The organism is Ralstonia insidiosa, assembly GCF_008801405.1.
In the GTDB taxonomy this organism is placed as follows: Bacteria; Pseudomonadota; Gammaproteobacteria; order Burkholderiales; family Burkholderiaceae; genus Ralstonia; species Ralstonia insidiosa.
On the sequence record NZ_VZPV01000001.1, the window covers coordinates 407019 to 419597 of the forward strand.

Annotated in this window: 14 protein-coding genes; 10 read left to right on the forward strand and 4 right to left on the reverse strand. The window is 65.9% G+C overall.

Annotated features, from left to right (window positions below; genetic code table 11):
- Positions 1–153: 153 nt before the first annotated feature.
- On the reverse strand, positions 154–636 hold the full coding sequence (locus F7R11_RS01970) for an RrF2 family transcriptional regulator (protein ID WP_021197047.1): 483 nt from the start codon (positions 634–636) through the stop codon (positions 154–156).
- A 221-nt stretch (positions 637–857) separates the two neighbouring features.
- On the opposite strand from F7R11_RS01970, the gene F7R11_RS01975 reads away from it, so the two are divergent.
- The 6 genes from F7R11_RS01975 (at position 858) to F7R11_RS02000 (ending at position 6378) form a co-directional block, all read left to right on the forward strand.
- A complete protein-coding gene (locus tag F7R11_RS01975; protein WP_064805897.1) occupies positions 858–2063 on the forward strand; it encodes a globin domain-containing protein in 1206 nt (401 codons plus the stop codon).
- Positions 2064–2086: 23 nt separating this feature from the next.
- On the forward strand, positions 2087–3298 hold the full coding sequence (locus F7R11_RS01980) for an NnrS family protein (protein WP_064805899.1): 1212 nt from the start codon (positions 2087–2089) through the stop codon (positions 3296–3298).
- Between the two features lie 70 nt (positions 3299–3368).
- A complete protein-coding gene (pdxR, locus tag F7R11_RS01985) occupies positions 3369–4826 on the forward strand; it encodes a MocR-like pyridoxine biosynthesis transcription factor PdxR (protein WP_064805902.1) in 1458 nt (485 codons plus the stop codon).
- 79 nt (positions 4827–4905) lie between these two features.
- Positions 4906–5343: a carboxymuconolactone decarboxylase family protein gene (locus F7R11_RS01990; protein ID WP_021197043.1), complete on the forward strand. Its 438-nt coding sequence runs from the start codon at positions 4906–4908 to the stop codon at positions 5341–5343.
- A 10-nt stretch (positions 5344–5353) separates the two neighbouring features.
- Positions 5354–5791, forward strand: a complete 438-nt coding sequence (locus F7R11_RS01995; protein ID WP_064805904.1) for a cupin domain-containing protein — start codon at positions 5354–5356, stop codon at positions 5789–5791.
- 161 nt (positions 5792–5952) lie between these two features.
- Entirely contained in the window at positions 5953–6378 is a 426-nt protein-coding gene (locus F7R11_RS02000; protein ID WP_021197041.1) for a hypothetical protein, read from the forward strand.
- 18 nt (positions 6379–6396) lie between these two features.
- Here the strand turns inward: F7R11_RS02000 and F7R11_RS02005 are convergent, their stop codons facing one another.
- Positions 6397–7695 carry an MFS transporter gene (locus tag F7R11_RS02005; protein ID WP_064805906.1) on the reverse strand — a complete coding sequence of 433 codons (1299 nt, stop codon included), beginning with the start codon at positions 7693–7695 and terminating at the stop codon, positions 6397–6399.
- A gap of 294 nt (positions 7696–7989) precedes the next feature.
- Between F7R11_RS02005 and F7R11_RS02010 the strand changes: the two genes are divergently transcribed.
- Positions 7990–8217 (forward strand): YgaP family membrane protein, encoded by a 228-nt coding sequence (locus tag F7R11_RS02010; RefSeq protein ID WP_021197039.1) that lies wholly within the window; start codon positions 7990–7992, stop codon positions 8215–8217.
- A gap of 17 nt (positions 8218–8234) precedes the next feature.
- Complete coding sequence (locus F7R11_RS02015) at positions 8235–8750, forward strand: RNA polymerase sigma factor (protein ID WP_021197038.1); 516 nt, start codon at positions 8235–8237, stop codon at positions 8748–8750.
- A gap of 20 nt (positions 8751–8770) precedes the next feature.
- On the opposite strand, the gene F7R11_RS02020 is transcribed toward F7R11_RS02015, so the two are convergent.
- Positions 8771–9667 carry a LysR family transcriptional regulator gene (locus F7R11_RS02020; RefSeq protein WP_064805909.1) on the reverse strand — a complete coding sequence of 299 codons (897 nt, stop codon included), beginning with the start codon at positions 9665–9667 and terminating at the stop codon, positions 8771–8773.
- Positions 9668–9801: 134 nt separating this feature from the next.
- On the opposite strand from F7R11_RS02020, the gene argC reads away from it, so the two are divergent.
- Positions 9802–10722, forward strand: coding sequence for an N-acetyl-gamma-glutamyl-phosphate reductase (gene argC, locus F7R11_RS02025; RefSeq protein WP_064805911.1), 921 nt, complete (start codon positions 9802–9804; stop codon positions 10720–10722).
- 159 nt (positions 10723–10881) lie between these two features.
- Positions 10882–11718 carry a bifunctional allantoicase/(S)-ureidoglycine aminohydrolase gene (locus tag F7R11_RS02030; RefSeq protein ID WP_021197035.1) on the forward strand — a complete coding sequence of 279 codons (837 nt, stop codon included), beginning with the start codon at positions 10882–10884 and terminating at the stop codon, positions 11716–11718.
- Between the two features lie 70 nt (positions 11719–11788).
- On the opposite strand, the gene tam is transcribed toward F7R11_RS02030, so the two are convergent.
- Complete coding sequence (gene tam, locus F7R11_RS02035; protein ID WP_064805914.1) at positions 11789–12568, reverse strand: trans-aconitate 2-methyltransferase; 780 nt, start codon at positions 12566–12568, stop codon at positions 11789–11791.
- Between the last annotated feature and the right edge of the window lie 11 nt (positions 12569–12579).

The window sequence follows — 12579 nt, forward strand, 5'->3', positions numbered from 1 at the left end:
ACGTTTGCGCGGCCGAATCTTGGTGACGGACGATGACGCTCAGGTGAATTCAGCGCAGGCAGTTGCGTGCTTTGCTTAGAGAACGCTGAGTTGTTCTGGTCAGCGGGTTGCGTGCGGGGAAGCGTTCTGGCGGGTGGAACTGCAGCGACGCTGCTACCGGCGCGAGGCCGGCTTGGCGCGCGCCCGCGGCATCGGCAACGCCACGCCCTCACCCAACGCCCGGCTCAACGCATTGGGCTTATCGACCAGATCCTGCAGCGTGTACGTATCGAGCACCGCGAAATACGCCCGCAGCGCGTCGTTCAGTACGCCGCGCAGCCCGCATGCACGCGTGATGACGCAGTGGTTGTCGTCTGCGCGGAAGCACTCGACCAAGCGGAAGTCGGGTTCGGTGGCGCGCACCACGTCGCCAAGGTTGATCTCGGCAGCGGGCCGGCCCAGCGTGATGCCGCCCGCGCGCCCGCGCACGGTGTGCAGGAAGCCATCGCCCCCGAGCTGCTGCACGATCTTGATGAGGTGGTTCTTGGGGATGTCGAACGCATCGGCAATGCGCTGGATCGTGACCAGCTCGTCCGGGTGCACGGCCACGTAGATCAGCGTGCGCAGGGCGTAGTCGGTGTAGTCGGTCAGTCGCATGGCAGGTGCGTTGTGCGTAAAACATTCATGAAAGACGCATCTTACGGGTAAGCGCGCGCCTTGGATGCGCCGGTTTGCCGCAGGTCTTATTGTTGTATATAAAATGCACGTTTATTAGAATCGGTATCAAGAAGTCGTAGGAACACGCTGTAGCAGACCCGAATTGCAACGGCGGCCCCCGTCTTATTTGTTGCATTTGATACACATATTTGGAGTCTCCCATGCTGTCCGAACGTTCCAAGCCCCTGATTGATGCCAGCGTGCCCGTGCTGCGTGAACACGGCCTGACCATCACGCAGACCTTCTACCGCAACATGTTTGCCAGCCACCCCGAGCTGACCAACCTGTTCAACATGGGCAACCAGGCGAATGGATCGCAGCAGCAGTCGCTGGCGTCTGCGGTGTTTGCGTATGCGGCCAACCACGGCAACAACGCGGCGCTGGCTCCGGTGGTCGGGCGCATCGTGCACAAGCATGCGGCCGTGGGCATCAAGCCGAGCCACTACCCTATAGTTGCGCGGCACCTGTTGGGCGCGATTGCCGAGGTGCTGGGTGATGCCGCCACGCTGGAACTGCTGGCTGCGTGGGACGAGGCCTACTGGCTGCTGGCCGCCGAGCTGATCGCCGCGGAAGCCCGCCTCTATCAACACGCCGGCAGCGGTCCGGACCACCGCCAGCCGGTGCGCATTGTCGAGCGCCGTCAGCAGGCGGAAGACGTGGTCTCCTTCACGCTGGAAGCCGTGGGTGATGCGCCGCTGGCGGGCTTTCTGCCGGGGCAGTACATCTCGGTGCAGGTGGAGCTGGCGCCGGGCGTGCTGCAGCAACGCCAGTACAGCCTGTCGGATGCGCCGAATGGCCGCTCGTGGCGCATCTCGGTCAAGCGCGATACCGGTGATGCGGATCGCCCCGCCGGCACCGTGTCGAACTGGCTGCACGCCCAGGCGCGCGAAGGCGAGGTCCTGCTCGTCAGCCAACCGTATGGCGATTTCGTTCCGCAGCTCGCCACCGACAACCCGATCGTGCTGATGTCCGCCGGTGTGGGCATCACGCCGATGATTGCCACGCTCAACACACTTGCGCAGCAGAACAGCGCACGCAAGATCGTGTTCAGTCATGCCGATCGTGCGGCAGCCCATGTTGCGCACGCCGACGATCTGGCGCGTGCCGCACAAGCCCTGCCCGATTTCGAGGCGCATGTGTTCCTGGAGTCCGGCGAGGCTGCGGAGTTCGCTTCACGCCCGGCGCAACCTGGCCGCATGGCAGTCGATACCTTCCTCGAAGCGCATGCCGCAGATGCGGATTTCTACCTCTGCGGCCCACTGCCCTTCATGCAGGCGCAACGTGCCGCGCTGCTTGCGGGCGGTGTGCCGGCAGAGCGCATCCACCGTGAGGTGTTCGGGCCCGATCTGCTGGACGACATCCTGTAAGCCCGCCACTCAGGAGGCCCACCATGCCCCGCCCTGCCCCGCTGCTGACCATCGGCCAACCTGACCCTGCCAGCCGCGTGTCGTATGCGGGGCATCCAGCGTTCGCGCTCGGCTTTCGCCCGTTCTACCTGCTGGCCGCGGCGTTTGCGGCCATCGGCATGGCAGCGTGGGCGGTGTTGCTGCTGGGTGGCCTGTCGTCTGCACACGGCCCGGCGCTGGCGCCGTTGTTCTGGCATGCACACGAGATGGTGTTCGGCTTTGCAGCGGCGGTGGTGGTTGGCTTCCTGTTCACCGCAGGCAAGAACTGGACGGGGTTGCAGACGCCGCAAGGCAAACCGTTGGCCGCGCTCGCTGGGCTGTGGCTCGCGGCGCGTGTGTTGATGTGGACGGGGCCGCTGCCCCTGGCGGTGGCTGCCGATGTGGTCTTCCTGCCGGCGTGCGGTGTGCTGTTCCTGTTGATTCTGCGGCGCGCTGGCAGCGCCCGCAACTACGGCCTGGCGATTGCGTTGCTGGTGCTTGGCGCCGTCAACGCAGGCTTTCATGCGGAACTGGCAATGGGCGCGCCGCTCGCTGCGTTGCGCTGTCTGGATGCAGCAGCCGGGTTGGTCTGCGTGTTTGTCACGGTGATCGGCGGGCGCGTGATCCCGATGTTCACGGCCAATGCCGTCCCAGGCGTGCGCATTCGGCGCTTTGTGCGGGCGGAGCGCGCCGTGGTGCCGCTGACGGTATTGGCGGTTGCGGCACTCGCTGCGCCTGTGGAGGGCATTGTGCCGGCTGCTGTTTTCGTCGCCGCCGCCGTAGTGCAAGCGGTGCGCTGGAGTGGCTGGGATACGCGCCGCACACTGCGCACCCCCATCGTCGCCATCCTGCATGTGGCGTACGCCTTCCTGCCGCTCGGCTTTGCCATGCTGGGCGCCGCCGCGCTCGGCTGGGGCGATCGCTCGACCGCGCTGCATGCGCTCACCGCCGGGGCCATCGGCTGCGCCATCGTGGCGATGGTCACGCGCACCGCGCTCGGCCATACCGGGCGGCAGTTGCGCGCGGGCCGGGCAGAGACCTGTGCCTACGCGGCGATTGCGCTGGCGGCACTGGTGCGTGTGGTCGGGCCGATGCTGTTGCCGCGTGGCGTGTGGATCAGCGCGGCGAGTGCGTTGTGGGTGGCGGCCTTTGCTGTCTATCTCTGGCGCTACGCGCCGTGGCTGCTGGCGCCACGCGTGGATGGCCGCGAGGGCTGAGCGCACAACATTGCCCGCCGCCTCGGCGGCTTTCGTAGAATGGCGCAGCCCAACGCTTCCTGCGTCCACGATGGATGTCCATTTGACGATCCACGGCCGGCATGATCTTGCCGGCCAGCTCTACCGCCAGCTGCGCACCGCCATCCTGGACGGCCGCCTTGCGCCCGGCGAGCGGCTGCCTTCCACGCGCGATCTCGCACTGCAGATTGGCGTGTCGCGCAAGACCACGCTCGATGTGTTCGAGCGCCTGATTGCCGAGGGCTACCTGCGTTCACGCGCGGGTTCCGGCACCTTCGTGGCCGAAGCAACGCAGGGGCTGGCAGGCCGTGCGCCGCGCGTGTCCCCCGCCGCGCAGATGGCTGCGCCTACGCCGGCCACACACACCTTCGCCACACCCTGGAACGACGTGCCCGACGTGCTGCCGCCGCCGCGCACGAGCATCGTCTACGACTTCGTGGGTGGCGTGACCGAGAAGCGTCTGTTTCCCTTCGACAAGTGGCGCAGCTGCGTGGCGCATGGGCTGCGTCTCCAGGCACGCGGGCGCGGCGCGTACCACGACCCGGCCGGTGACCAGACGCTGCGCCTGGCGATCTCACGCTACCTCGCTTTCAGCCGCGCCGTGGTCTGCGCGTGGGGCGATATCGTTGTCACGCAGGGCGCGCAGCAGGCCATCGATCTGATTGCCCGCGTGCTGGTGCGCCCGGGCGATACGGTCGCCATTGAAGACCCCGGCTATCCGCCTGTGCGCATCGCACTGCAGGCGCTGGGTGCCAACGTGGTGCCCGTGCCGGTAGACGCCGAGGGCCTGGTGGTGGATGCGTTGCCACCGCAGGCCAAGCTCGTCTACGTCACGCCGTCGCACCAGTTTCCGCTGGGCATGCCGATGAGCCTCGCGCGCCGTGCGCACCTGCTCGATTGGGCGCAGCGCCACGGTGCGCTCATCCTGGAAGACGACTACGACAGCGAGTTCCGCTTCGATGGCCGGCCGATGGAATCGCTCAAGAGCCTGGATGCGATTGGCTGTGTGGCCTACGTGGGCACGTTCTCCAAGACGATCTTTCCGGAACTGCGCATCGGCTATGTGGTGCCACCAGCGTCATTGCTGACGCCGCTGCGGCGGGCCAAGCAGGTGGCCGACTGGCATAGCGAATCGCTTATGCAGGCCGCGCTTGCCAAGTTCATGCTCGACGGCGATTTCGGCAAGTACCTGCGCCGCATGCACAAGGAATACGCGGCGCGGCGCGATGCGCTGCTGCGGCATCTGCGTGGGCCGCTTAGCACCTGGATGACGCCGTTGCCGTCTGCAGCAGGCATTCATATGGCCGCGCAATTGCACGCGCCGCTGCAAGAGGTTGCTGTGCTGAAGCTGGCCGAGAGCGTGGGCGTGGGCCTGTATGGCACGACCAAGATGCACGCCGCGCGGCCACCACAGCCGGGCCTGCTGATTGGCTACGGCTACGTGAACGTGGCGGAGATCGACGCCGGCTTCGCCCGGCTGGCGCGGGTGCTTGCCGAGCTGGCTACCTGAAACTCGCCAGAAGTGGTGCTTTTTTCAAGCCACTTTGGCCCCTAATCTGGCTTCCGTCACCACGCAACGGAGCCTGATCATGGAACCCCGCCTCGACTTCTACGCAGCCAATCCCGCCGCCATCCAGGCCGTGATGGGGCTGGAAAAAGCGCTGAGCAAAAGCACCCTGGAAAAGCCGCTCACCGAACTCGTGCGCCTGCGCGCCTCCCAGATCAACGGTTGCGCCTACTGCGTCGACCTGCACACCAGCGATGCGCGCAAAAGCGGTGAAGACGACCGCCGTCTGGCCACCGTGTCCGTCTGGCACGAAACGCCCTTCTTCACCGATCGCGAACGCGCCGCGCTGGCGTGGACGGAGGCCGTCACCCTCGTTGCTGAAACCCGCGTGCCGGACGACGTATGGCAGACCGTGCGCGCCCAGTTTTCCGATGCCGAGCTGGTCGACCTGACGCTGCTGGTGTCCACCATCAACGCGTGGAACCGTCTGGCGATCAGCTTTCGCAAGCTGCCGGTTTAAAGGGGGCGTCATGCAATCATGCAAATCGATCGGGATGGGGCTGGCTACGGGTTTGGTGTTCGCCACAATGGGTGTTGCGCAGGCGCACGGCAACAGCGATCACGCTGCCACCGGCAGTGCCGTCAAGCCGGTCATGCAAGAGCGTGTGCCTGAGCTGCCGAACAGCAGCGTGCTGTTGGCCACCGTGCATTACGCGCCAGGTGGCACGAGCGCAGCGCACATGCATCCGGGGTCGGTGTTCGCGTATGTGCTGGAGGGTGCCGTGGTTTCGCAACTGGGCGGCGGCAAGGAGCAGGTCTTCACGCAGGGCCAGGCCTGGTACGAGCCGGCTGGTACACATCATCTGGTGTCGCACAACGCCAGCGCCGACAAGCCAGCCACGCTGCTGGTGTTCGGCATCGTGGCCGATGGGCAGCAACTGACGGTGCCGATCGGGGCATCGCAGTAAGCGCGACTCACTAAACCCAGCGCAGCGGTCCTGGCCAAGCGTAGCAACGCCAAGAGGATCTTGTTGGCGGCGCTAAGGCAGATGCAGGACGGATGCCCTGCCGCCTATACTCCAGCGACCGGCACGGCTCTCGCCTGACGGTGCCCCGCCCTGGAGCCCGCATGCATCCCGTTCGCACACTCAGCATCAACATCGAGCGCCACTTTGACGATGTGGCCGCCTTCCTGGCCGAGCCGCTGAACTACCCCACCTGGGCGACGGGTTTGTCGACCGGCCTGGCGCCCAGCACGCAGGGCTCGGGTGCGGCGCCCGACGAATGGATTGCCGATGCGCCAGGGGCTGGCGAAGGCAACGTGTTCATCCGTTTCAGCCCGCCCAACACGTTTGGCATTGCCGACCACTGGGTGCGTCTGCCGGATAACACCGTCATCTACGTGCCGCTGCGCGTGGTGCGCAACGGCGCCGGCACCACGGTTTCGCTTACGCTGTTTCAACTGCCCGGCATGGACGATGCGCAGTTCGAGGCCGATGCCGAATGGGTGCAGCGTGACTTGGTGAAGCTGAAGACGGTGGTGGAAGCGGAGTAAGCGCAAGAGCGCCCTGGCTCAAGCCTTGTCCGCCTGTGCAGCCTGCGGGGCGGTCTGCAAGGTGGATGAGGCGGCCGGTGCCGATGGTGCGCCGAGCGACGGATCGCCCTGCGCATCCGACCCCTTCACCTGGCTCACCCAGAACACGCAGAACAGCCCCGCCGCCACGGCCAGCCAGCCGTTGAGCCCGTAGCCATCGATGTGTCCACCCGCGCTGGTGGAGAGCAGCAGCCCGCCAATCCACGCGCCCGTCCCCGTCCCCACCGACATTACCGCGCTGTTGGCCGAGAGGAAGGCGCCGCGCACCTTCGCATCGGGCACGGTGGTCATCAGCGCTTGCATGGGCACCATGCGGCTGGAGAGGAGCACCATGAAGCACGGGAAGAACAGCAGCAGGCCAATGAAGGGCCAGTCCGGCAGATGCGTCATCACCAGCACAGGGATGAACGCCAGCAGTGCCGCCCCCACAAACACACGGCGACGGCCATAGCGGTCGGCCAGCTTGCCGACGGCGCGCGAGGTGAAGAACGACGCCGCACCGCCCGCCACATACAGCCAGGACAGATCCTGCGGCGCGATGCCGTGGTTGGCCACCAGCACCGGCGAGATGAACGGGATCACCAGCATGTGCGAGCCCATCATCACGAAGGTCAGCAGGAAGGCCCGCAGATGGCGCGGGTTGCTCAGCAACTGCCACAGGCCCGCGAGGATCTGGCCGGGGGTCTGGCGGGTATGGCTCAGGTGGTCGGTCAGCGGCGGGATGATGTGCCGCGCGCCCAGCCACGTCAGCGCGGTGAGTGCGGTCAGCAGGAAGAACGGCGCCGTCCAGCCGAGGTGCGCGCCCAGCGCAATACCGACCGGCACGCCGGCCATGGCCGCCAGCGCAAACGACGACATCACCACGCCGGTGGCCGCGCCACGCCGCGCGGGCGGAATCACATCCGACAGGATGGCGAGCACGAGCGAGCCGAGCACGCCGCCCGTGAGCCCCGCAAACGCGCGCGCAAACAGCAGCATGCTGTAGCTGCCCGACAGCGCGCAGGCCAGGTTGGCCAGCGTGAACAGGCCGAAGACGGTCAGCAGCAGCCGGCGCCGGTCAAAGCGATCGGTGTACGTGGCGGCCAGCAGGCCCGAGGCGCCGGAGCACAGCGAATACACCGACACTGCCGTGGCGAACGCCGCCGGGCCGATGCCAAACGTATGCATGATCTGCGGACCGAGCGGCATCATCACCATGAAATCCATGATGACGGTGAATTGCGTGAGCGCGAGCAGCCAGAGCAGATGCCGCTCGCGCTTGGGTTCAAGTAAGGGCATGGGAGAGAACGGAGAAAGCGGAGAAAACGAAGAGAAGGCGCTTGTCTCCGTGGCGGGAATCGCCCGGGTGATGGTTGCGCCGCGTTATGTCTAAAAACATATCTTAAGATAGTTATCGCAGCCGGCGAAGTCAACCCGAATTTGCGTGACGCGCATACAACGGCGGCCATCATGCGCCTGTCGTACGGGTGCGGCGCAGATTTTTTTGAGGGGCGCGAATCCGTTCGGGCAAACGGCGCCTCTTAGGGGGCGAGGACTGTCCTCACCTTTCGTCCGACCCCTTTGGAGAACATCATGTCGTTTCTGAAATCTGCCCTGTATGTGAAGAACGTGCCGAACTGGGAGCGTGCCGTGCGCATCGTACTGGCGCTGGCCGTCGTGGTTGGCGGGCTGGCCTTGGCGGCTGCGCCCTGGAACTGGTTGCTGGCCGCAGCCGGCGCCGGGTTTGGCCTGACCGGCGTGGTTGGCTTTTGCCCGGCGTGTGCGCTGGTCGGCCGCCGGCTGCAGCCGCCCAAGCGGTAACCTGCGCGACTGACGCCATGGATCTTGTCCGTCACCAACCGCTGCTCGATGCCGCCCGTGCGGGTGACGTATCGGCCATTGAGCGCCTGCTGGCCGTGTGTCAGCCCGACATCCGCCGCTATGCGCAGCGCAACTGCCTGATCTCCGACGTGGATGACGCCGTGCAGGAGAGCCTGCTGGTGTTGTCACGCAAGGTGGGCTCGCTGCGCGCGGCGGCGGCGTTCTCCAGTTGGCTGTTCGCCATCGTGCGCCGCGAGTGTCATCGCATGGCGCGCAAGGCGCTCTCGACCGATCCGTGGGACGACGACAAGGTGGAAGCGTGGCTCGCGCGCATGCCCGTCGACGACCTGCGGCACGACGTGGCCGCCGCGCTGGAATCCTTGCCCGCGCACTACCGCGAGATCATCGTGCTGCGCGATCTGAATGAGATGACCATCGGCGAGATTGCCGATCAGCTGAACGAATCCCGCGCGGCCGTGAAGAGCCGCCTGCATCGGGCGCGGCAACTCACGCGCGAATACCTGCTCGGCTGAGGCCCCAACCGAACACCGCCCTACCGCGCGCGCATGCCCCACAGCACGTCGAGCACATGCTGCGTGGCGCGTTCGATGTGCCCTGCCCGATGCGCGATGCCAAGCTGGCGCCACAACGCCGGCCGCAGCGGCCGCATGACGATGCGCGCATCCGGCACCGGCGTGGCCGCTTCGTGCGGCAGCAGCGTGGCGCCGTAGCCCGCTGCCACCAGGCTCTTGATCGCATCGTTGTAGTTGAGCTGGATGCGCGGCGCGGGGTGATGGCCGTCGGTGGCGAACCATTCCGTCGTCAGCCGTGAGAGCCGTGTGGTGGCGTCGTTGAGGATGAGCGGCTGCGCTGCCAGCCACGCCGGCGTAACACGCGCCGGGCTTTGCCAGTGTGCTGGGAGAAACGCCATGACCGGGTCGCGCCGCCACGGCTTGATTGCAAGTTTTGTCCCCTGCGCCGCCACCTGCGATTGCGGCAGCGCCACCAGCCCGATATCGAGCGCACCGTCGGCCAGCCGCGTGAGCGTCTCCTGCGAGGTAAGCACCGCCACCTGCACGTCGACGCCCGGATGATCCTGCCGCAGCACCTCCAGCGCCTGCGGCAGCAGATGCGCAATGGCACCAGTGGATGCGCCCAGCCGCACCCGCCCGCTTAGGCCCTGCACTTGGCGCTGGATGTCGTCCAGCGCCTGCTCCGCATCCGCCAGCAGGCGGCGCGCGCGTTCCACCATCACCTCCCCGATCGCTGAGGGGCGCACCTGCCCGCGTTTGCGCGACAGCAGCGGTGCACCCACGCGGCCCTCCAGCTCGGCAATGTGCAGGCTGACCGTGGGCGGCGCCAGGTGCAACGCGCGTGCGGCATCGGCAAACGAGCCGCGGTCGGCCACCTCCACCAGGGTGCGCAGGCGGTCCAGGCTGATCTCTCTCATGGCGGGCTTCCAGTTCAGAAAATCTGAAGATGAGCGTTATGAAATTCAACTTTTCACATCTCGGGCATGCCGTGAAGATAGCGACTCCCGCATCGTTTTGCACGCACCGTATTTTTGTACTGGAGGACACCGGCATGGCTGCACCCCTGATCTTCATCGATGGCGACCAAGGCACCACGGGCCTGCAGATCCATGAGCACCTGCGTGGCCGCACCGATCTGCAACTGCTGACATTGCCGGCAGACGCCCGCAAAGATGCGCAACGCCGTGCCGAGGCCATCAACGCCTGCGATATCGCCATCCTGTGCCTGCCGGATGCGGCCGCGCGCGAAGCGGTGGCGTCCATCGTCAACCCGGATGTGCGCGTGATCGACGCCAGCTCCGCACATCGCACCACGCCGGGCTGGACGTATGGCTTTCCGGAGATGAGCGCGGGGCAAGCGCAGCGTGTTGCAGTCGCATCACGCGTGACGAACCCGGGCTGCTACCCGACCGGAGCGATTGGATTGCTGCGCCCGCTGGTGCAAGTGGGCCTGGTGCCAAAGGACTACCCGATCAGCATCCACGCCGTGTCGGGTTACTCCGGCGGTGGGCGTGCGGCGGTGCAAGCCTACGAAGGCCCCGAGGCCGCCAACGCGTTGCCGTTCCAGGTGTACGGGCTTGGCCTAGCGCACAAGCACACGCCGGAGATCCAGCAGCATGCCGGACTCTCGCAGCGGCCGATGTTCGTGCCCGCGTATGGCGCGTATCGCCAGGGCATTGTGCTGACGGTGCCGCTGGAATTGCGCCTGCTGGCGCCGGGCGTTGATGCCGTCCGGCTGCATGCGTGTCTGGCCGGCCACTACGCAGGGGCACAGCATGTGGAGGTGATGCCGCTGCAGGTGTCGTCTGCATTGCCGCATCTGGACCCGCAGGCACTCAACGGCACCAACGACATGCGCCTGGGCGTGTTCAGCAACGACCACGGCCAGGTCCTGCTGGCGGCGGTGTTCGACAACCTGGGCAAAGGTGCCTCAGGTGCGGCGGTGCAGAACCTGGGGCTGATGCTGGCCTGAATCTGAGGCGTGCTGACGCCGGCAGGTAGTGGGAAATCGAATGAATGGCATCGCAACATTTAATTGGTCGATTGTTGGCGACTTCGCTATCGTCAACGCCGCCCGCGTACGGAACTGAACCGTGTCATGCGCCGGGACCAACCCATTGCTGGATGCTTTATGTCTAAGACCACGTATTACGCGCCGCATGGCGGCCACCCGCCGCAGACCGATCTGCTGACCGATCGCGCGATGTTCACCGAGGCGTACGCGGTGATTCCCAAGGGGGTGATGCGCGACATCGTCACGAGCTGGCTGCCGTTCTGGACGAACACGCGCCTGTGGGTGATCGCCCGCCCGCTGTCGGGGTTTGCGGAAACCTTCTCGCAGTACATCGTCGAAGTGAACCCGGGCGGCGGCAGCGACAAGCCCGAGCAAGACAAGAACGCCGAAGCCGTGCTGTTCGTCGTGGAAGGCGAAGCCGAGCTGACGCTGCAAGGCAAGAAGCACACGCTCAAGCCGGGCGGCTACGCCTTCATTCCGCCGGGCGCGGACTGGACGCTGCACAACGTAAGCGATGCGGCCGTGCGCTTCCACTGGATCCGCAAGCACTATCAGGTCGTCGACGGGATTCCGCTGCCGGAAGCCTTCGTGACCAACGAGCAGGACGTCGAGCCGATCCCGATGCCGGGCACCAACGGCACGTGGGTGACGACGCGCTTTGTCGACATGAGCGACATGCGCCACGACATGCACGTGAACATCGTGACGTTCGAGCCGGGCGGCGTGATTCCGTTTGCGGAAACGCACGTTATGGAGCACGGCCTGTACGTGCTGGAAGGCAAGGCGGTCTATCGCCTGAACCAGGATTGGGTTGAGGTGGAGGCAGGCGACTTCATGTGGCTGCGCGCGTTCTGCCCGCAGGCCTGCTACTCAGGTGGCCCTGGCCGCTTCCGCTACCTGCTGTACAAGGATGTGAACCGTCACATGAACCTGTTGCTGAACCCAGCGCGCTAATCGCAGCGCAGGTCAGACGAAAAAGCCCGTCGGTATATGCCGGCGGGCTTTTTCATTGGGGCCGCAATACCTACTTGCGCGTCGCCACGATGAACAGGCGCGGGAACGGCAAGAGCACTGTGCCGTCGTCCTGTGCCGGATATGCCTGTGCGATCGCATCACGGTAGCGCGTGAGGAATGTGCCGCGTTCGTCATCGTTCAACTCGGCTAGAAACGGCCGAAGCCCCGTGCCCTTCAACCACTCGACCACCGCATCCGCGCCACCACCCAGTGGGTGGTAGTACGTGGTGCGCCACACATCCACGCGTGCGCACAGCGGTGACAGCATTGCGTAGTAACGGCGCGGGTCGAACCGCTCGGTCCGCTCCACCCCTTTGAGCTTCGCTGCCCACGGGCCGGCAACGGCCACCTCGCGCATCAGCCGGTGGGTGGGTTCGTCCAGGTTGTCGGGCATCTGCACTGCCAGATGGCCGCCTTGCGTCAGCTTGCCGATCAGCTTCGGAAGCAGCGTGTCGTGCGCGGGCAGCCACTGCAGCACGGCGTTCGCGAGAATCAGGTCGACCGCACCGGGTTCATCCCACGTGGCAATGTCGGCGATGTCAAAGCGCACATCAGGCAGGCGCTTGCGTGCGGCGTCGATCATGTCAGCCGAGGAGTCGATCCCGTGGATGGCCGCACCGGGTGCCCGTGCCATCAGGGCCTCGGTCGAGTTGCCTGGGCCACAGCCGATGTCGACGGCACTGTGGATGGGCGTTTGCGGCACGGCCGCCAACAAGTCCCGGGCGGGCCGTGTGCGCTCTTCTTCAAACTGAACGTATTGGTTTGCGCTCCAATCGTGTGGTGTCGTCATCACGGTTCTCC